Annotated in this window: 14 protein-coding genes and 3 pseudogenes; 4 read left to right on the top strand and 13 right to left on the bottom strand. The window is 43.4% G+C overall.

Features of this window, described 5'->3' with window-relative positions:
* Together uvrA and uvrB are read right to left on the bottom strand one after the other, a co-directional pair.
* Positions 1 to 1,760: excinuclease ABC subunit UvrA (gene uvrA / locus GRP75_RS09520; protein WP_160789176.1), on the bottom strand; the 1,760-nt coding region annotated here is incomplete at its 3' end.
* A 171-nt stretch (positions 1,761 to 1,931) separates the two neighbouring features.
* Complete coding sequence (gene uvrB / locus GRP75_RS09515; RefSeq protein ID WP_160789175.1) at positions 1,932 to 3,923, bottom strand: excinuclease ABC subunit UvrB; 1,992 nt, start codon at positions 3,921 to 3,923, stop codon at positions 1,932 to 1,934.
* Between the two features lie 208 nt (positions 3,924 to 4,131).
* On the opposite strand from uvrB, the gene GRP75_RS09510 reads away from it, so the two are divergent.
* The gene (locus tag GRP75_RS09510; RefSeq protein ID WP_160789174.1) at positions 4,132 to 4,959 is read left to right on the top strand and encodes a flagellar motor protein; all 828 of its coding nucleotides are present in this window, start codon (positions 4,132 to 4,134) and stop codon (positions 4,957 to 4,959) included.
* Positions 4,943 to 5,758 (top strand): flagellar motor protein MotB, encoded by an 816-nt coding sequence (locus tag GRP75_RS09505; RefSeq protein ID WP_160789173.1) that lies wholly within the window; start codon positions 4,943 to 4,945, stop codon positions 5,756 to 5,758. Before GRP75_RS09510 ends, GRP75_RS09505 begins: the two co-directional genes overlap by 17 nt.
* 236 nt (positions 5,759 to 5,994) lie before the next feature.
* On the opposite strand, the gene GRP75_RS09500 is transcribed toward GRP75_RS09505, so the two are convergent.
* Entirely contained in the window at positions 5,995 to 6,222 is a 228-nt protein-coding gene (locus tag GRP75_RS09500; RefSeq protein ID WP_025718278.1) for an aspartyl-phosphate phosphatase Spo0E family protein, read from the bottom strand.
* 232 nt (positions 6,223 to 6,454) lie between these two features.
* Positions 6,455 to 7,837: a DNA-binding protein gene (locus tag GRP75_RS09495; RefSeq protein ID WP_103744794.1), complete on the bottom strand. Its 1,383-nt coding sequence runs from the start codon at positions 7,835 to 7,837 to the stop codon at positions 6,455 to 6,457.
* Between the two features lie 256 nt (positions 7,838 to 8,093).
* Here GRP75_RS09495 and GRP75_RS09490 point away from each other — a divergent pair, with 256 nt between their 5' ends.
* Complete coding sequence (locus GRP75_RS09490) at positions 8,094 to 8,465, top strand: helix-turn-helix domain-containing protein (RefSeq protein WP_076264483.1); 372 nt, start codon at positions 8,094 to 8,096, stop codon at positions 8,463 to 8,465.
* 98 nt (positions 8,466 to 8,563) lie between these two features.
* On the opposite strand, the gene GRP75_RS09485 is transcribed toward GRP75_RS09490, so the two are convergent.
* The 7 genes and pseudogenes from GRP75_RS09485 to GRP75_RS09455 form a co-directional block, all read right to left on the bottom strand.
* Positions 8,564 to 9,961 (bottom strand): helix-turn-helix domain-containing protein, encoded by a 1,398-nt coding sequence (locus tag GRP75_RS09485; RefSeq protein ID WP_160789172.1) that lies wholly within the window; start codon positions 9,959 to 9,961, stop codon positions 8,564 to 8,566.
* Between the two features lie 410 nt (positions 9,962 to 10,371).
* Entirely contained in the window at positions 10,372 to 11,016 is a 645-nt protein-coding gene (locus GRP75_RS09480; protein WP_160789171.1) for a hypothetical protein, read from the bottom strand.
* A gap of 674 nt (positions 11,017 to 11,690) precedes the next feature.
* A pseudogene (locus tag GRP75_RS09475) lies at positions 11,691 to 12,731 on the bottom strand (helix-turn-helix domain-containing protein).
* Positions 12,732 to 12,923: 192 nt separating this feature from the next.
* A pseudogene (locus GRP75_RS09470) lies at positions 12,924 to 15,332 on the bottom strand (glycosyl hydrolase); the annotation flags it as partial.
* Positions 15,329 to 16,153 (bottom strand): annotated as a pseudogene (locus GRP75_RS09465) (glycogen/starch/alpha-glucan phosphorylase); the annotation flags it as partial. The pseudogenes GRP75_RS09465 and GRP75_RS09470, both read right to left, overlap by 4 nt.
* Positions 16,154 to 16,243: 90 nt before the next feature.
* A complete protein-coding gene (gene glgD / locus GRP75_RS09460) occupies positions 16,244 to 17,347 on the bottom strand; it encodes a glucose-1-phosphate adenylyltransferase subunit GlgD (RefSeq protein WP_023988336.1) in 1,104 nt (367 codons plus the stop codon).
* A 23-nt stretch (positions 17,348 to 17,370) separates the two neighbouring features.
* Positions 17,371 to 18,516, bottom strand: coding sequence for a glucose-1-phosphate adenylyltransferase (locus tag GRP75_RS09455; protein WP_023988335.1), 1,146 nt, complete (start codon positions 18,514 to 18,516; stop codon positions 17,371 to 17,373).
* Positions 18,517 to 18,773: 257 nt separating this feature from the next.
* Between GRP75_RS09455 and GRP75_RS29180 the strand changes: the two genes are divergently transcribed.
* Positions 18,774 to 18,911: a hypothetical protein gene (locus tag GRP75_RS29180; RefSeq protein ID WP_023988334.1), complete on the top strand. Its 138-nt coding sequence runs from the start codon at positions 18,774 to 18,776 to the stop codon at positions 18,909 to 18,911.
* 115 nt (positions 18,912 to 19,026) lie between these two features.
* Here GRP75_RS29180 and GRP75_RS09450 read toward each other — a convergent pair whose 3' ends face one another.
* Together GRP75_RS09450 and GRP75_RS09445 are read right to left on the bottom strand one after the other, a co-directional pair.
* Positions 19,027 to 19,839, bottom strand: coding sequence for a DUF3891 family protein (locus tag GRP75_RS09450; protein WP_023988333.1), 813 nt, complete (start codon positions 19,837 to 19,839; stop codon positions 19,027 to 19,029).
* Between the two features lie 131 nt (positions 19,840 to 19,970).
* Positions 19,971 to 20,521 (bottom strand): response regulator transcription factor (locus GRP75_RS09445; RefSeq protein WP_160789170.1); only part of this gene is annotated, 551 nt, incomplete at its 5' end.

Here is a 20,521-nt window from a genome sequence, read left to right as displayed (position 1 = left end):
AAGGAATTCGGGTCTTCCATGACTTCCTGCGGAGTCCCCTGCGACATGATCATCCCACCATGGATTCCAGCTCCTGGCCCGATATCAATGATATAGTCCGCCGCCATCATCGTATCTTCGTCATGCTCCACCACAATCAACGTATTGCCAAGATTACGCATATGCTCCAAAGCACTAATCAGACGGTCATTATCTCGCTGATGCAATCCTATACTAGGCTCGTCCAAAATATAAAGCACACCCATCAGACTGGACCCGATCTGTGTCGCCAGTCGGATACGCTGTGCCTCACCGCCTGACAACGTGCCTGCCGCACGGCTTAAAGTCAGGTATTCCAGACCAACGTTAACGAGGAATCCCAGGCGGCTGTTAATTTCTTTTAAAATGAGATTGGCAATCGACTTCTCCTTCTCACTCAGCTCCAGTGTATGGAAAAAGTTTGAGGCTTCACCGATAGACAAAGCTGTCACAAAAGCTATATTACGCTCTTGAATGGTTACCGACAGGCTTTCTTTTTTCAGTCGGTGTCCCTTACAAGTGTTACATGGCTTTGCACTCATAAAGCCTTCAATAAATTCACGTATACCCTCAGAAGCCGTATCACGATAACGACGCTCCAGATTGGGGATAATCCCCTCAAAGGTCACATAGGCTTCCTTACGTTGACCAAAATCATTCTCATAGCGGAAACGGATCTTCTGCTCTCCCGTTCCATGTAAAATGAGGTTCATTTGCTCTGTCGTCAATTGACTAACAGGAATGTCCTGTGGAATACCGTAGTGCTCGCATACTGACTGTAAAAATTGAGGATAATAAGTGGAAGTTCCACCACTCCAAGCCTGAAAAGCCCCATCCTCGACACTTTTTTCAGGATCGGGAATGAGCAAATCAGGGTCAACCACCATTTTAACTCCTAACCCATCACAATCCGGACAAGCGCCGAACGGACTATTAAAGGAAAACATTCTTGGAGACAGTTCATCTATGCTGAATCCACAAATAGGGCATGCAAAGTTGGAGCTGAACCGCAACTCCTCTTGCCCCATAATGTCTACAAGCAACTGCCCACCTGAAAGATTTAGTGCCGTCTCAATAGAGTCGGATAGACGCGCACGCACATCTTCCTTGACTACGATGCGGTCTACGACCACTTCAATCGAGTGCTTCTTGTTCTTTTCCAGCTCAATCTTCTCAGACAATTCACGTAGTTCTCCATTCACACGTACCCGTACAAAGCCCTGCTTGGCTATATCAGTGAACAGTGTTTTATGCTCACCTTTGCGGCCGGATACCAATGGAGCCAGAATCTGCAGTCTTGTCTTTTCAGGATACTGCAAAATGCGGTCCACCATCTGTTCAACGGTCTGTGAAGTAATTTCAATGCCATGTTCAGGACAATGAGGATGACCCACCCGGGCAAACAACAACCGCAGGTAGTCATAGATTTCGGTAACCGTTCCGACGGTAGAACGCGGATTCCGACTTGTCGTTTTTTGGTCAATGGAAATGGCAGGAGACAGACCGTCAATCGAATCAACGTCCGGTTTCTCCATTTGCCCGAGGAATTGACGGGCATACGCAGATAAAGATTCCACATACCGACGTTGCCCTTCCGCATAGATCGTATCGAAAGCCAGTGACGATTTACCTGAGCCACTAAGCCCTGTCAGGACAACGAACTTGTCCCGTGGAATCGTCACGTCAATATTTTTGAGATTATGCGCGCGTGCGCCTTTGATGATGATGCTTTCATTCGCCAAATGTTTCATCTCCTTAGCCGTAGTTCACGTCATGCTATATCGCATTGGATTATCCCATGGAAGTGATATATCGCAAAGAGAACGACCACATAGGCCGCCCTCACTATTTTAAAAGCAAAGCAATCAAACATTTTATTTTCATATGTTTTGCTTCTAGCTTATTCTCAATGTTTAATCAGCTCGCAACTCCAGCAAAGCATCACGCAGCTCGGCTGCCCGCTCGAACTGTAGGTTCTTGGCGGCGTCTTTCATCTCTGCTTCCAGACGCTGAATGAGTGATTGACGCTCCTTCTTGGAAAGTTTACCCGTCTCATTAGGAAGGTAATCATTCTTTGACTCTGCCACCTTAGTTGCTTCAATAACATCACGAATCTTTTTACGAATGGTTTGCGGGGTAATCCCATGTTCTTCATTATACTGAATTTGAATCGCACGACGACGTTCCGTTTCCTTTAGCGCTTTATCCATAGAATCGGTAATCTTATCGCCGTACATAATAACACGACCGTCACTGTTCCGTGCTGCCCGTCCGATCGTCTGAATCAGAGAGCGCTCAGAACGCAGGAAGCCTTCTTTGTCCGCATCCAAAATTGCAACCAGCGATACTTCCGGCAAATCAAGACCTTCCCGCAACAGGTTGATCCCAATTAGTACGTCGAAGGTCCCTAGACGAAGATCCCGCAAAATAGCCATCCGCTCCAACGTCTTAATCTCGGAGTGCATATACCGAACCTTGATGCCCACTTCTTTTAAATAGTCAGTCAAATCTTCAGACATCTTCTTCGTAAGTGTGGTCACCAGTACCCGTTCCTCACGTTCCATGCGAAGCCGTATCTCATTAATGAGATCGTCAATCTGCCCCTTGCTCGGACGCACCTCAATAATCGGATCAAGAAGCCCGGTAGGACGGATAATCTGCTGTACCATCGTTTCGCATTTCTCCATCTCATAGGGTCCTGGAGTAGCCGATACATAGACGATTTGACTTACCTTGTCCTCGAACTCTTCAAACTTCAACGGACGATTATCCAATGCAGATGGCAAACGAAAACCATGTTCTACCAGTACATTCTTACGTGCTTGGTCACCGTTATACATGGCACGAATCTGCGGCAACGTAACATGGGACTCGTCAATGACGATCAGCATATCATCCGGGAAATAATCCATCAGCGTATATGGTGTTGCTCCTCGCTCGCGGAATGTCAGTGGACCTGAATAATTCTCGACACCGGAACAAAAGCCAACCTCTTTCATCATCTCGATATCATAGCGGGTACGTTGTTCCAAACGTTGCGCCTCTAACAGCTTCCCTTGCTCCTTCAACTCCGCTAACCGCTCTTCAAGCTCACGTTCAATGTTGACCAATGCTACCTTCATCGTATCCTCATGAGTAACGAAGTGAGATGCCGGGAAAATGGCAATATGATCACGTTCACCGATCAATTCACCCGTAAGCACATTAATCTCGGTAATTCGTTCAATTTCATCCCCGAACAGTTCTATACGTATAGCGTGTTCCCCTTGGGAAGCCGGGAATATCTCGACAACATCCCCCCGTACACGGAAAGTACCCCGCACGAAGTTGATATCGTTCCGCTGATATTGAATATCGACCAAGCGGGACAAAATCTGATTGCGGGGTTTCTCCATGCCGACTCTAAGCGAAAGCAGCAAGCTTGAATATTCTTTCGGGGAACCCAAACCATAAATGCAGGAGACACTCGCTACAATAATAACGTCACGACGCTCAAACAGAGAGCTTGTCGCTGAGTGGCGAAGTTTATCAATCTCCTCATTGATGCTGGAATCCTTCTCAATATACGTATCGGAAGACGGAATGTATGCTTCCGGTTGATAGTAATCATAGTAGCTGACAAAATAATCGACTGAGTTATTCGGAAAGAACTCTTTAAACTCACTCGCCAGTTGAGCAGCCAAAGTCTTATTATGTGCAATAACCAGCGTAGGCCGATTCAACTTGGCAATGGTCTGTGCGATGGTAAACGTCTTACCTGTTCCCGTAGCACCCAATAGCGTTTGATGCTTCTTTCCTTCTGCAATTCCCTCTACCAATTCAAAAATGGCCTGAGGTTGATCGCCTTGAGGTTGGAATTCCGACTGAATTTCAAAAGTCTTATCGCTAACAACGATATCACTCATTGCCCTGCATCACCCTTATCGTCTAAAATGGAAACATCATGATTTTACACCAGTCGAGCTTTAACGTCTTTACCTGTAACTCTATGTCGATATTTCCCGAGCAATGATACTTGGGAAATATGGTTGGATAAGAATGTTTGTTCCCGTATTATACCTCTTTCTTACCGTGGATGCAAACGATAAGTCTTGAATAGGAGTGAATTAAATTTTGGATATCACCATCGTATTGGGCATCATCGCCGGAATCATAGCATTAATCGGTGGCTTCTTATGGGAAGGCGGCGAATTTACAGGGCTGCTTCAAGGTACATCGGCTCTAATTGTATTTGGGGGAACTTTCGCCGCAGTTGTGATCAGCTACCCAGCTTCCAAGCTGAAGACGATCCCCACCGCTCTACGGATGGCATTTAGCCGTGAGGAGAATCCTACGAAGCAATATATAGAAGATTTGGTTTCCATGGCTGCCACCTCACGCCGATCCGGTGTGCTTGCGCTAGAGCGTACTTCATCAGAGCATCCGAATGCATTTTTGCGTGAAGGTCTTCAGTTGGTCATCGACGGCACCGAGCAGGAGCAGATCAAACAGATTTTAGAGCTTGAGTTAGATGCCATTGAACACAAACATGAAGGATACGCCAAAATATTTGAATCCGCAGGCGGTTATGCCCCTACGATGGGGATTATCGGTACTGTCATGGGCCTGATCCATGTACTGGGCAGCCTGACCGAGCCTACTGCGCTTGGTCCGTCCATTGCTGTTGCTTTTATCGCAACACTATATGGCGTTGCTAGCGCCAATCTGATCTTCCTGCCCATCGCATCCAAAATAAGAGCTGCCAGTGAGAGTGAAATTATCACTATGGATTTGCTGCTGCAAGGTATTTTGGCTATCCAAAACGGAGAGAATCCAAAGCTTGTACGCAAAAAGTTGGAGTTCTTTATCCGCTCAGAGCAAAATATAGATCACAAACCGCCTCGTCGCTCACGCACAGAGGACGCTTCTCCAAAGGAGGACTTCCATGAGAGCGCGCGGTAAGCGCCGTGGGGGTCAAGGAGGCGGCGGAGACCATCGTGACCGCTGGATGATTACCTATGCCGATCTGATCACCCTGCTGCTCATATTTTTCGTTGTGATGTATGCCATGAGTAGTCTGGATGCTAAAAAATACGATGTCGTTGTTCAATCCCTCCAGGATACGTTCCACAAGGGAGATTCTATTTTGGAGCAAGGCTCGGGCATTACAGGTACTGCCGATCGTTACACCAGCAAAAATCCACCCACGACCAAGCAACCGGCAGCCAATAAAAAGGAAGCTGGATCGACAAAGCTCACCGAACGTGAACAAGCATTCCGCACGCAGGAAAAAGAGCTGCAAAATCTAATGGGTGTCATTCAAGAATATATTACGGACAACAAACTGGAAAACCAGATTTTCGTGTCAGATCAGCCGCGTGGTATTGTCATTACACTGAATGACCGCTTTTTATTCGATCAAGGTAGAGCTGCACTCAAGCAAGGCTCTGCCAACACGCTATCCAAGTTGGCCAGTCTGTTTCGAGATTTGAAAACACCGATTAGTATTGAGGGCCATACGGACAACATTCCGTTCACTCGCTCCTCGAACTCATCGACGTATAAGGATAACTGGGAGCTTTCCGGCGCACGGGCACTATCTGTACTCCGATTCTTTCTCGACAGAGAGCAACTTTCACCCTCAGGATTTCAGTATGCGGGTTATGCAGATACCCGGCCGGTTGGTGACAATAGCACCGAAGCTGGACGACAAAAAAACCGCCGTGTCGAAATCACCGTGCTGCGCCAGCTTCAACAGTAAAACCCAAAAACCTCCTGAGTCACGCAATAACGTGAATCGGGAGGTTTTTTTGATACATATTCATCATTAATACATGGCTTCCGCTCTGATGTAGACGCAGAACAATAAACCGTACGAACAACATGTATAAGAGCGGCGTACGAGATGCAATAGAGATTATTTTGTTTATTCTATATCCCACTATGTATTAGAAGCCCTGGTGAAGTTAGGTTTTATCTTGTCATGATACTTGAAGATTAATAAGATAGGACAAGCTCGTGTTGCTTCTCTTGTATTTGTGAACTTTGGGGTATGCTCTGTTGTCTATGATAGCTATATTTCCAGTCGCTGTATTTATTAAGGAGTCGATCCAACTCCATGGACTTGATTAACACCCGCCGATCCTTCAATCCCACCTCATTCGCCAAATCATTTAATTCCTTCCGCTTTTCTTCGATGCATTCCTCCAATTGTTTCCATTTCACATCAATAAACCTCCTGTTCGGTGTGGTATTTACATTAGTTTACAAGCTGATACCTTCCCTACAGGTTAAAAATATAATAAAACCCAATTCATCCCTTTAACGGGATGAATCAAAAAACCAGCCTCAGTAAGGCTGGTTTTTTGATGACTATTAACCTCCTGCACCATGTCCAAAAACAACAATGTTATGAGAGAATGCTAAAAAGCTAAAAAAACCCATAATCAGCATGTATTTAAGGTTTTTTACTCGCATTGATTAAAACCTCCTCCATGATACCTTCATATTCTGATTTTTGGTCTTTTGTTGCTTTGTTTCTAAACCTTTCAAATAATGCTGTACAAATCATGAACTTTTCTTTACTGCTGATTTCCAGACATTTCTTCAAGCTTTTTAAAACATAATAGATGCCTTTTTCATGGGAAAGGTTATTAAACATATATATGGCCAGTTGGTAACACAAATCAGCATAAGTGTCATAACTAAATGACTGTTTATAGTAGCTGGCTTTCATAGATAATTCATTATTAAATGAGGCCAATTCATGAGAAAACTGTTGGAGAATATGTTCAATTAAAAAACCGTGCTTGTTAGCCGACTCAACTATCGTTAATAAACCCAACAAAATCTCGGGTGGGTTATTTTTCAGAAATTGAATATACATTGGTAAACTACTTGTATCGCCCATAAGAATTTTCAAGCTAAGTTGATTAGCATTTGCCCAAAGGGTGAACTTTTGTACTTCTTTTTGTCCAATTTCCCCTAAATCTTCAAACCAACTCAGATCAGCATAGCCAGAAATATACTTCATGGCCTCCTCATATCTTTCTTGTTTTTCCAATGCAATTCCCTTCATCAAATAACCTTGACCATAGTAGACAACTAAATGTCTTTCAGTTTTCAATGTAAAACTCTTTTTATTAGTTTCTCTACTTTTACATACAATAGTTGTAAGCGCTCTTAATTCATCCGCATAACGCTCCGCTTCTTTCCATTGATGCAAATTGTGATAAAGATTTAACAGTTTAAGCAAACCATCTAAATGATATTCTAAGGGTACCCGATTTCTAAAGGGTACAAATCTTAGGGCGGCCTCCAAATTTCTTTCCATACTTTCACTAACAGAGATTGAAAAAATTCTATAATGACTAATTGCCAACCTCTCTGAATGTTGGTATTTCTCATTTTCAATGACACATTCATAGAAAGGAATTGCCTCTTTTAACTTCCCTTCTTCATAAAGCTCCTCTGCCAAAGCAAAGATTGTTGGAATGTGGTTAAGATCTTCCATTAAGCGTGAGAGCACTTTCTCCACGCATCGCAAATTTCCTACTTCAACACAACGAATCAGGAACGGCTTGACCCTTTTCCAATGTGGTCTTCCATCATAAAAACATTCATCCACATACAGGTCATACAACCAGCCTTCTGGATAATTAAAGGCTTTGGTAATCAAGTCCATTTGTCTTACCGAGATAGGTTTAGGCGGATTGCCGTTAAGCATAGCACTAAATATGCCCCGGTTAAGCCCCGTAGCTTGTCCAAAACTATTAAAAGTGTAGCCACCTAGTTTTAATTCTTTCTCAATTTCCGAACGGATCGTGGTTGCATTTTCCAATAAAAACACCCCCGGCGTATTCAGAGGATTTTAAAAAATCACCCTCCTCGACAATCAATTACAATATACTAGAAATTATATGAATAAATTGGATGACGGTCAACCCCTTTTCTACACTGTTTTATTATATTATGGAATTTGATGTTTATTAAAATAGTTCTTACAAGAACTAAATATCGAATAATTAAGGTAATTTAATTACCTCCACGCTTAATCCAGCTTTGTCTACACTCATACTATAGGAGTGTGGGTGTCTATGGAAACAACCAAACTATTAGGAACGAAAATCCGTCAATTTCGAAAATTGCGGGGTATTACACAAGAACAGTTAGCAGAAGCATCCGATTCAACAGGTTCCTATATCGGCAAGTTGGAGCGCGGTGAGGTCAATGTACAAATTAAAACTTTGGAGAAAATAGCCGAAGCGCTAGACACCAATGTATTTGCATTTTTTGATTTTAATCCTTTTAAAGAACTCAAAAGTCAGCCCTGGATATGGGAATGCGTTCATATCCTTTCCCAGCAGAATGAAGCGGATCAGAATAAAGCTTATCGTATTTTAAAAGAACTGTTTACCTCTTCAGAGCGTGAGCTTTCTGAAAATAACTTCGATGATTCAGGCAACTAACTAAAAAATTAACTTTTTCCCGAGTAGTCATACACGTAATATGTCAAAAGGACTATATAATTTACTTAGAGTAGTAGATTATATAGCCCTTTTGTATTCTAAAAAGTCATTTCCTTGATATTGTTCTCCACTGCTTTAATCACTTTTTCATATTCTGTCCGTTGTTCATGTGTCGAATGATCCTTATATTTCTCAAACAACAACGTGATAGACTTGATATAGTAAGCCTTATCGTTTAACTGTGAAGTTGCCTTTAAACTATTCAGCATACAGTCTATTGCCTCAGAATAGTTCCCTTTATTAAAATAGTAGCGACTAAGCTCAAGAAAAAAACGGGAATAGTTTGCTAGATTATAATTCGTCTTGTAATAAGAAATATTTGTACGTAAGTCTCTAAACTCATTAATATTCTCTCCAAAAAGAATTAAATATTCGTCTATCATATAATTATAAGTATTGGCAGACTCTAATATGGTTAGTAACCCAAGTAATATTTCCTGAGGATTATTCCTAATAAGTTCTACATAGGCAGGTAAATTAGTCATATCTCCCATCAGAATTTCTAAATTCAAGCGGTTTGCTTCCGCCCACATTTCAAATTTCCGTGCCTCTAACATACCAACCTCATCTAGACCTTCAAAATCAGTTAAATTTGCATAGTAGGGGATGAACTCCATAGCTTTTTTGTATAACCCCTGTTTCTCGTAGGCATTCCCCTGCGTTAAATAGGCTTGACCATAATAGACGATTAGATGTCTTTCTGTATTTAGAGGCTTAACTTCACGTTTTCTTAATCTAGCCTGAATCTGCTGCTGATAAATATTTGTGGCAATTACCTCAAGTTCTCTTGTATATCGTATAGTTGTCTCACAATCATCAACTTGGTAGTACACATTTGCCAGCTTTAATAAAGCATCCAATTGATGAGATTCAGGCAAATTTTTGCGATAAGGAGCAAATTTTATAGCTTGTTGACGATTATTCTCTAAATCTTTGTTTAAAGAACAAGAAAATAGCCTAAACTGGCTGATTGCCAACCGCTCGGAATGATGGTACCTTTCGTTCTCTACCACACACTCGTAAAAGGGGATCGCTTCCTTTTCCTTGCCTGCTTCGTGCAGTTCTTCTGCAAACTCAAATACCGTCGATACATAGGACAAGTCCTCGGTTAGCCTCGACAATACCCTTCGAATACAGTCCTTTCTTCCTAACTCCACACAACGCATTAAAAAAGGCTTAATCCGTTTCCAGTGCCCTTTTCCCTCGTAGAAGCATTCATCTATGTACAACTCATACAGCCAGCCTTCGGGATATCCCAGTGCCTTGGTAATCAAGTCCATCTGCCGAACCGAGATCGGCTTAGGCGGGTTACTGTTCAGCATGGTACTGAATGTACCACGGTTAATTCCAGATATTTTACTGAAGCTGCTAAATGTGTAACCCCTCTGCTTTAGTTCTGTCTCTATCTTCGAGCGGATCGTAGGTGTATGTTCCATGCCAATCCCCCTCAATAAGTTTTAGACATAGCGTAAGTGGTGCTTATATGTAAAATCCATCTTATAGGAAATTCATTTCAGTACAAAATTACGAAAATAGTGAAATATATGGTCTATATATCCACTTTAATTTATGATGCCTTAGACAGAAGTCTTTTTTTAACGAATCCCGTGATAATTGAATAGTTGAATGAAATACATAACGTTAAAATTCTTCATCCAATATAAATTAAGCCTGAAACAACAACCAGTACACGAATGTATTGATAGTAGCGGCCATGATGCCCTCCTTCCCTGTCTTAAATTATTTTTGATTATTTCATGCAAAAAGGGCACTCTCGGATTGATCCAAGAACGCCCTTCTTATTTCTTTTTTAGTAGAGTTTATAAGCTACCACTTCACTTATGTCTTATTGGTAAGCAGGCGCAATGTAAGTATTGCGAGCATTAGAGGAAACAAATTCCCATGAACTTATTCTCTGTCCAGTATAATTATCATATTGCACAGCTCTATATTTTTTAAGAGTTAAATCAGCCCAGACACCTAATCTACTAAATCTATTAGCATCTGCCGGAATTTGCGTTGATACTGAATAGGTGTATGCAACTCCGACAGTAAAAGAAAGATCATCGTACTTTAGCGTAGTGGACGCATTATACGTCTTACCACCAGTGATTGTATAATTACTCGCTTTTGACCAATTCGGAGTCTCTGAATGATAATTGATCCATTGGTGGTCTTTTGTAGTAGTTGAAAGTAGCGTATTTTCAATACGTGTATTAGAAGGTTTTATCACGGAATCAGCCGCTTCTAGCCGTACTGTTGTATTTTTGTTATTTGAAGCAGCTACGTATGAATCGTAATCTTCTTGGGTCACAAAGGACATAACATCACCGTTATCCAAAGTAACAGTTTTATAGGCTCCGTCGATCTCGATACTCGTAGCAACAACATCTGGTTGAGGTACTACCGAGTCATTCTGTGCTGCATAAATATTAGGAGTGCCCACAACAAAAAGTATTAAAGTAGAAAGAATAATTGCAATTTTTTTCATGTTTTTTCCTCCCGGACATATATTTGTATTATAATGTGATCAATACCATCTTTTCTCGGTGGTTGTGATATTACACTTTGTAAAGGAGCGATATACATGTACTCAATAAGCGGTACCCTAGCTTTGATATCAAGCATGTCTATGTTTTGGTATTTGTACTATTTAAAACGTGAACATTCTATAGGGTACAATGATGCTTTTTACTTATTTCCACTTATCTTGCTTTTTCTTTGTATTTATTTTTATTGGAAGGATCATTCTCAAAAAAAGTAGGAGTTTTTATATCCCTTCCCTTCTTATCCGGGGTGCTATATTAATCCCAAAGGTACAACCAGATCTTGGTGGAATTTTCGTCTCCTTAGATCTGGTTATTCTCCCGGTTATTCTTACTTCGTGTCATCAAATTTTCACACCCGGAACCCCTCCCCAAACAGGTAGTTTTAACTCCTTGTTAAAAAGGGCGTCACTCTTGGTATGTTCCCGCTGAAGCATCTTCATCCACTGAGCCAATTGCTTTAAATTATGCACGGTTATTTATCTTAAACCTATCCCCCTTCCCACTAGCTCTAAAGAAATTATAATTCTTGATGTGTTACAACTAGCAATAAAATAAACATATCATTTCTTTTTTTACAAAATAATCAATAAAAAAAGACCAATCCCTTAAAATTGGCCTAGTCTAATTGCATATGATCTTGAAGACTCTCAATAGAAACTGGTGGCTCAAACCAATTTCTTTGCTTGGATAATGAAAGATAATTAAGGGTATCCTTTTGCCCTTTTAGTATTCTCCCACGTCTGTAATGGTAAATGGCAAGCTGATACATGTAACAATAATAATAGGTCATTTGTTTAACAACCTCAGACTCCTGTAATCTCTTTATTCGCTCAGAGTATTTATCAATAATAGAGTCTATATCAAAATTATACATATTAGCAGCTTCTAGTATGGTTATAAGCCCAGAACTTATCTCTTCAGGGTGATTTTCGAGGAAAGTTATATACATATCTCTCTTGCCTAAGAGTAAATCTAAAGTATAAGAGTTGGCTTTAGCCCATACACGGAATTGCTCCACATCTGCTTCACCTTCTGAATCAAGCCCTTTAAACCAACTTAAATCTGCATAGCCTTCAAGCTCTGCCCTTGCCTCCTTAATACATCCTTTCTTTTGTAAAGCTGTTGAGACAGAAAGGAACCCGTATCCATAGTAAAATACCAAATGTCTCTCTGCACGCAACCATGTAGTTGCTCTTCTTTTCCCCTTCGTTATTTACTGATTCATATAATTTACATAAGCCAGTTTTTTTAATTCATGACCGTACTTCTCTGCTTCGTGTAGTTCTTCTGCAAGCTCAAATATCGTCGGTACATAGGACAAGTCCTCGGTTAGTCTTGACAGTACCTTTTGAATACAGTCTTCCCTCCCTAACTCTACACAACGTAATAAAAAAGGCTTAATCCGTTTCCAGTGTCCTTTTCCCTCATAAAAGCATTCATCTATGTATAACTCATACAACCAGCCTTCGGGATATCCTAATGCCTTGGTAATCAAGTCCATCTGCCGAACCGAGATCGGCTTAGGCGGGTTACTGTTCAACATGGTGCTGAATGTACCACGATTAATACCAGATATTTTACTAAAACTGCTAAAGCTATAGCCCCTCTGAGTTAGTTCTGTCTCTATCTTCGAGCGGATCGTAGGTGTATGTTCCATGCTAATCCCCCTCTTTAGCTTGAAGAATTATATTTTTCGTCTCTTCTAACATTATAAGGTAATTTTAGTTCGTGATTTCTTAAACCTGAATATAATAATCAAACATATCTCTTGGAGGGTTTTTGTACAAAAAAATGAGCAGGTAGGATACTAAATCCCCCTGCTCATTTCAGCGATGGTATTTATATCATTTTAATTAGCTGTCGGTTCGGTTCCCCAAACAAGTACGCCATTATGATACAACGTAGCTTTCGTATGATCGTCGAATGAAGTCTGCGTACCTTTATACGAGTAATCGTCACTTTCGTTATAGTTCGACCAGTCTGCTTTATGAATACGAGTTTGAATTCCGCCCGTGCTTCCTCCAGAGGCTAACACGCCTGCATCCGAGTTGAAGCTGACTTCCAAATAATAATCAGCACCGGTTGCAGCTTTATCCATTTTAACCAGCTTACCATTCAGCTTAGAGCAGCTCAGCACCGCATAGTCGCAGTTGAATGTCTGCTCACGGTCACCGTCGATCGTGTAGTAGTAGCGAATTTTCAACTCGTTGATCGGTACGGAGATTGTACCTTTGTTTAAAATTTGGAAATGCGGGTTCAAGTGATTGTCGTTCACATTTGTATCCGCTGTGCGATACTGGAGCACCAATTCCGTTGTCGGCTGCTGAGTATCCGCTTTCGGCGCTGCGCTAGCCGTGTTCGAAACCGTTTGACCTGCATCGTTCTTCGCTACGACTTGGTAATAGTACGTCGTGTCTGCTGTTACGGCTGTGTCGGTGTAGCTGCTTCCGTATACATCGCTCGCTACTGTGGCGAACGCGCCGTTTTCAACCGTCGAACGCTTCACTTCATAGCTTGCTGCATTCGCTGATGCTGTCCAGCTCAGCTTTACTTTCGCCGTTTCGCCCGCTGCGTTCAGCGTGAAGCTGCCCGGTACTGATGGTTGCTCGGTAATGCCATACGTTTTCAAGTTAGTCGGGAGCTTTTCAAGCGTAATGACGTTCGGATGATTATACACTTTTTTCAGATGCTCAAGACTGTTTTGTTTGCCGTCTCTCAAGAAATCCCCATACCATGTAGCGAACCAGCTCCAATGGGCTTGATACGCCTTCATCAGATCAGGGTCCGGGATAGGTCCGTTTTCGCTCATGGCAACTAGCTTTTTGTCCTTGCCCAATGTAACAAGGTCTTCATATTTTGCAATTTGCGGGCTGTAGTCGCCTGCTTGCGGATAAGAGTCGAAGCTCAAAATATCCACATACTCATGTCCCGGATACCAGTCGGGAGCAACAGAGTTCCAGACCCAGATCAGATTGTTCAATTTGTGCACATTAGTCAAACGATCGTGCATCAAAATATACAATTTTTTAACAGGCTCAGGACCTTTAGCGCCCCACCAGAACCATTTGCCTTCCGCTTCGTGCAAAGGACGGAACAGGACAGGAACTTTCGCATCCTGCAACTTCTTCAATTGCCCTGCAATCACATCGATGTCGCGAATAAGCAATTTATAATCTTCGGACTCTGGATGATTCATCGCATATTCTATATCGAATGTAGTCGAATCGGCATAGAAGCCTCTCCACCATTCTTTTCCCTGCGTATCGATCAGACCTTTCGGCGCGTTCCAGTGCCATGCAAAGGTAACGATGCCCCCTTGCTTATCCCATTCAATCGCCTTTTCCGTCTCTGTGGAACTAAGACCGTGTTCCGCTCTGCTTGGGGAATAGTCAATCAGGTCAAGTGCCGCAATAGCCGGCTTTTTACCTACATTCGCTTGAAGCCAATCAATTTCGGGCATATCCTCTTGACCGGAAAGCATATTCTTCCCGTATTGATCAACCAGATAGTTCATCAATGCTCTTGCTTCTACCGTCGCATTCGGATTGGTGAGCGTTTTGGTTACTGCATGTGGTGGACGGTCAGCAGCTGGCTCCAGCTTGACGTAGTCGATATCATACCAGCCCCAGCCTGTTTCAAAACCGATCGTATTCGCCCCTGCATTCAACAGAACCTTACCACCGGAGGTTTCTTTAAAATCAGCCGATTTCCAAAGTACCAGCTCGCCAGACGCTTTGCCGTTTAAAGAGAAGTTGGTGCGTTTGTCATCATGAGGCGAACGGTAGCCGATTGTAAGATTGTACAAGCCTGCCGCCTCTGCCTGGATCGTCATCGTCAGGGAATCCCCTGCATTGTGGAAATTAGTTACATAACCAGTACCGGAGAAGCCGGTCCCGCTGGATTCCACAATGGTTCCCTTCAGCGTGCCATCTTCGGCTTCATAGCGATCCTGTTCGTCTACAGGCGTTCGCGGAACCGCTTTCAAAACATTAGATTCGCTCGTTCCCGTCTTTGTTTTTGCGGTTATTTTATAATAATAAGAAGTGCCGTTCGTTACGTTCGTATCCGTATAAGACGTTTCGACCAAGTTGGATGCTACAGCAGCAAAAGGACCGTTTTCATACGTTGCCCGCTGTACGCTGTAACCTACAACTCCGCTGGAAGCGTCCCAGGATAAATCGACTTTCCCATCGCCAGCCTCAGCCCTCAGCGCAAAGCTTTCAGGATTTTCTACAGGCGTATCATTGCCAGATGCAATCCGGCCGAGCACAGGAAATACTGCTGCTTCAAGCGAAGCAGCTTCCCCTCATAATTGGAGTCATCCGGATATAGAAATGCCGAGATGGATTCCACCGATCGATTGTAGTCGAGAAAGCGGTAATAACCGCCCTCGCCTCGAATCGGTCCTCGAACGGGATCAAGCGCTGATTCCGCACTCCAAATCCGCAGCGTATTCACCTGCGCATGACCATAGCCCACCAGCGGAATATCGTAAGGGACAGCCCAGACCGTTTCGACATCCTGTGTCTCGAATACAAGACGTCCCTCCTGTTCACGGGTTTCCACTCTTCCCCAAAAATGAACCTCGACCTTTTTGTCAGGACGGCGTTCCTCCCAGACATTCCCTTTCTGTAGCCAGTAATCCGGCAGTTCAACTTGATTGCCGTCCACAATACGCTGTTCAAACAGACCATATTTATATCGGATACCGCAACCATGTCCTGCATAGCCAAGGGATGCCAGCGAGTCCATGAAGCAAGCCGCCAGGCGGCCGAGACCACCATTGCCTAGCCCCGCGTCCGCCTCCTGTTCTTCAATTTCCTCCAGATCCCAGCCCAGTTCACCCAATGCCTGCCGAACCATATCCAGTACGCCCAAATTCAGCAGATTACTGCCCAATAGACGACCTATCAAAAATTCCAGTGAAAAATAATAAATCTGCTTCTCTTGTCCTTCTTTGTAGGCTTGGTTCGTTTCTGCCCAATTCTTGCCGACTTGCTCACGAATCATGCCACCCAAAACCTTATATACGTCTTCCGACTGAGCCTCCTGCATCGGTTTGCCCAGCCTTCCGACCAGTTGCTCTCAAAAAGCCTGCTTAAATGCTTCTTTATTGCTGAACAAAGTTGTACCTCCTGTTATTTCCGTTTTAATGGCTAAGTATATCCTTTAAATTACGCTATTCTTGGCAATGACATAGGGAACTCTAATGTCTCCAATCAGAGTTCGATCTGGTGAAAGCTGTACATCTTTATCTAAAACCACATTCTCCACAACTGCCCCTTTACGGATGACGCATTTTTGCATAATAATCGAGTTGCTTACCCGCGCACCCTCCTCCACCCGTACTCCACGGAAAAGAATACTGTTCTCGACCTTGCCCCCAATGGTGCAGCCATTGGCAACAAGTGAATGATCCACCTCGGCGCTGTGCGTATAACGGGTCGGGGCTTCATACTTGATTTTGGTATGCACCGGCTGATTCTGAAACAGTGCATGATACTGCTCCTGATCCAGCAGCTTCATGCTATTTTTATAGTAGCTCTCGATAGAATTAATGACCGCATGATAACCTTCATAACGATACGCATAAATGCGCAGTCCACTTGGGTTTTTCTGGATGGCATCGCGAAAGAAATGATTATCCTGATGGGCAATGCAATGCTTCACCTGATCCAGATACAAGCCTTTGTCCATTACGAACATTTCCAGATAAATATTATGATGATCCTGCTCCTGATGAATACCAGTTACTCGTCCATTCTCATCAATCTCCAGTCGTGCACAAGGAGCATGCTCAGATTCGAGCTGGTCTATGGGTTTATATACGAGGGTAACATCTGCATTTTTCTCCCGATGATAACGGTATACATCCTCGATATCAACCTTATTGACATGCTGAGTTCCTGCGTGAACAATGGTTTGCCCCGATGAGCGATGGAAAAAGTCCAGATTGTTGTGCACATGCTGCAAATCCCCACGTGATGCATCCGTCGGATCATTCCAGTCCGGTGGCAAAATAAACAACCCGCCCCGTCTGCGGTCTAAATCCCAAGGCCGGCCTTCACCCAGATGATCCAGCAGCGAACGGTATTTGCGGCGGATAAACAGTGCAATATCATGCACCCCTGCATGCATCATGTTGGATAAGGTAAAATCAATGAGCCGATATCGACTGGCAAAGGGGACTGCGGCCCCGCACCGGAAATAGGTCAACTCTTTCAACTGATCCAGTTCGTGATCCAGGTTGATAACTCCAATGAGTCGGCTCATAGCAGACACCGTCCTTATCCGGGTTAAATTCGTGCATGAAGCTGGCTTTCCTGATCGAACAAAATAATCTCATCAGAACTATCTTCAGGTCCGATAAACGCGTTGTCTTCAATAACGATGTTCTCATTCACGATAGCCCGGTGGATACGTACATTGCGCCCAATTTTTACGTTTGGCATGATGACAGAATCGGTAATGACGCTCCCTTCACCTACTTCGACCCCATAAAATAGTACAGAATGCCTTACTTCTCCATCCACCATGCAGCCTTCATTTACAATGCTGTTTTTGAGGATTGCCCGTTGGGTTATATACTGGGCCGGTTGATTGGGACTGCGGGTATAGATGCGCCAGAAAGGATCGTTCAGATCCAAAGGCGGATCCTGAACCAGAAGATCCATGTTGGACTCCCACAAGCTCTGAATGGTACCTACATCCTTCCAGTACCCGGCAAACGGGTACGCATACAACGACCGGCCATGCTGAAGCAGCAATGGAATGATATCCTTGCCAAAATCATGTGAGGATTCAGAATCGCTTGCACTTTCCAGTAAATAGCGACGTAACACCTCCCATTTGAACAAATAAATGCCCATGGAGGCCAATGTGCTTTTCGGCTGATCAGGCTTCTCCTCAAAGTCATATATTTTCAGATCATCATCGGCGTTCAATATCCCAAATCGTTTGGCTTCCTGAATCGTGACATTGATGACAGAAATGGTGCAGTCTGCTTCCTTCTCCTTGTGATAGTGGAGCATTCGACTGTAGTCCATTTTATAAATGTGATCCCCTGACAGAATGAGTACATGCTCTGGGTCATACTGATCCAAGAAATGCAGGTTTCGATAAATTGCATCCGCCGTGCCTCTGTACCAGTTGTTTCCATTTTCTTTCTCGTGCGGTGGTAAAACAAAAACTCCTCCATCCAGGCGATCCAAATCCCAGTCGCTCCCAACGCCGATATAGGAATGAAGCACCAACGGCTCGTATTGGGTCAATACGCCTACGGTGTCTATACCAGAATGAGTGCAATTGCTGAGAGGGAAATCAATAATGCGGTAAGTTCCTCCAAAAAATACTGCCGGTTTGGCTAGTGTACGGGTAAGTCCTTTGAGTCTTTTGCCTTGTCCGCCGGCGAGCAGCATGGCAACCACTTCCTTCTTTCTCATAACAAAGACCTCCCTGTCATGTGCGTCTGAAGCAATTGTGGCGGGATATTTAATAATATCCATTAAACATGAAAAGACAGTCGTAATCGTTTCATTGGCGAAGGAACGGGTAAGATTTGATGGAGAAGGGTAAAATCATAGTTATGCGGAACGAGTGCAAGGAATCACTAAATCGTAAAATCCCGTTCATCTTTTCACATTTTGGATGCTTTTAAAGCAAGCGTGTATGACAACATGATCATAAGGAGGCGTTATTCATGAAGAATAAAAAATGGGTGGTAGCCGCATTGGGAATGGGTGTTACGTATCTGATGAAAAATAAAGGGGCACGCGATAAGGTATTGAATAAGGTACAGACTATTGTCAATCGTGCGAAAACATCTGCAAAATCGTAAAATGTTAAAGCTAGAAAAAAGCGAGCCTCTCTGAAGCATGGTTCAGGGAGGCTTTGCTCTGACTTTTCTCTGCGTCTACGAACAAAATATTGTTCGAGGCTGTATCCGTAGACGGTCAGGCATTCTCCTTATGTTCTTCTACTTCCATGATATGTTCAACGGTAAAGGTTCGATGCGTCCATTCAGAAGAACGGTAAGCCTCTAGGAGACCAAAGGTACGAATCTTCTCCTTGTCCACCTTCTTAAAGGTATGAGTAATCCCTACCTTGCCCCTGAAAGGAAAAAAGGAAAGACCTACAGTCTGATCCGATAGCCACTCGGCCCAAACTCGCCCGCTTTCATGTCGAACAGCCGGGAAGCTTAAACCTTCAGCAAACCATTCATAATCTGCTGTAGGCGTACCCGGCTCTCGGCTGCACAAAAACAGACTCAATTCGTCACAAAACAACATTCTCCGTACATCCGTCCGCACTTGATGGTCGAAGGTTACGCCACATGCCAGCTCCTGTTTGAGCCTCTGACGACGCTGTGCCTCCGCTTCCTGATAAGCATGCGTAATCTGCTTGTCCTGAGCGTTTTGATGCTCGGTCCGTCCGACTAGCTCCTTGTACATCAAGCTACACAGCAACGCCGCATACGTATTACCTTGTTCGACTTCATCAATCCCAAGACGATAGAAAACAAAACGAGGATTGAGCGGAAAATCAATAAACGTATAAGGTGCAGACACATGATCATTCCAGAAAGGAGCAGCGTCTAACTGTATCCAGCCCCGATCATGCTCCCTTGCTGCATATACAAAATCCTGCTTATGACGTCTATTCTTGAAGGCACTCTCTTCCCATTGTGAAGCCAACTCACCTGAAATATGGGCATGGTCATGCTGCGTCGTCATAATATAAGCTTGGTCCGTTTCATAAATAACCATATGCTCTCCCCTTCCGTTCGGCGATTCGTGTGATTGTGTACAAACTCTCTGATTGAAGGCGATGGTTATGCTTACGTTTATTATATCAGGATAAGGTTAAAAAGGCAGTGAAGTTTTCCGCCTCTTTATATCTAATTACCCCTTTGATTCTGCACTCGAAACTGCTGCGGGGTCATCCCCTCCAGCTCACGAAACACTTTGTTAAAGTGCTTTGCATTGTCAAAGCCCACGTTAGCGGCAATTTCATAAATCTTGCCCCCTTGGCACTCCAGCAGCTTTTTGGCTTCTGTAATGCGCAGCCTTTTTACATATTGAACAAAGCTAAGGCCTGTATAGGCTTTGAACGCCTGACTAAAATACGTATAATTCAAGGATACTGAATTGGATACTACTGCCATATTCAAATCCTCGCTGTAATGAGCATGGATGTATTGGATAGCACGTGTCATGCTACCGCTTCTATCGACGATGGCGCTCGCGCCAGCTGGTCTATCTTTCTCTACGCTGACAACACCATCGTATATGAGGTGGTTCCTCTGCTTCAATTCCTCATTCAAAACTGCCAGCGCACCAAACAGTTCCTCCCTTACGATTGGCTTGAGCAAATACTCCCGTGCCCCACAGCGAATCGCTTCGCGCGCATACTGGAACTCGTCATATCCACTGAGAATGATTACCAAAG

Source organism: Paenibacillus sp. OT2-17, assembly GCF_009827695.1.
GTDB lineage: Bacteria > Bacillota > Bacilli > Paenibacillales > Paenibacillaceae > Paenibacillus > Paenibacillus polymyxa_B.
Note: the sequence above shows the minus strand (reverse complement) of the source record. Positions and strands in the feature narration are given on the sequence as shown.

Coding starts and splice junctions, on each gene's coding strand:
- GRP75_RS09505 (WP_160789173.1), top strand. CDS start 4,943: ATGAGAGCGCGCGGTAAGCGCCGTGGGGGTCAAGGAGGCGGCGGAGAC.
- GRP75_RS29180 (WP_023988334.1), top strand. CDS start 18,774: ATGAAGAATAAAAAATGGGTGGTAGCCGCATTGGGAATGGGTGTTACG.
- GRP75_RS09490 (WP_076264483.1), top strand. CDS start 8,094: ATGGAAACAACCAAACTATTAGGAACGAAAATCCGTCAATTTCGAAAA.
- GRP75_RS09485 (WP_160789172.1), bottom strand. CDS start 9,961: ATGGAACATACACCTACGATCCGCTCGAAGATAGAGACAGAACTAAAG.
- uvrB (WP_160789175.1), bottom strand. CDS start 3,923: ATGAGTGATATCGTTGTTAGCGATAAGACTTTTGAAATTCAGTCGGAA.
- GRP75_RS09480 (WP_160789171.1), bottom strand. CDS start 11,016: ATGAAAAAAATTGCAATTATTCTTTCTACTTTAATACTTTTTGTTGTG.
- GRP75_RS09455 (WP_023988335.1), bottom strand. CDS start 18,516: ATGAGAAAGAAGGAAGTGGTTGCCATGCTGCTCGCCGGCGGACAAGGC.
- GRP75_RS09450 (WP_023988333.1), bottom strand. CDS start 19,839: ATGGTTATTTATGAAACGGACCAAGCTTATATTATGACGACGCAGCAT.
- glgD (WP_023988336.1), bottom strand. CDS start 17,347: ATGAGCCGACTCATTGGAGTTATCAACCTGGATCACGAACTGGATCAG.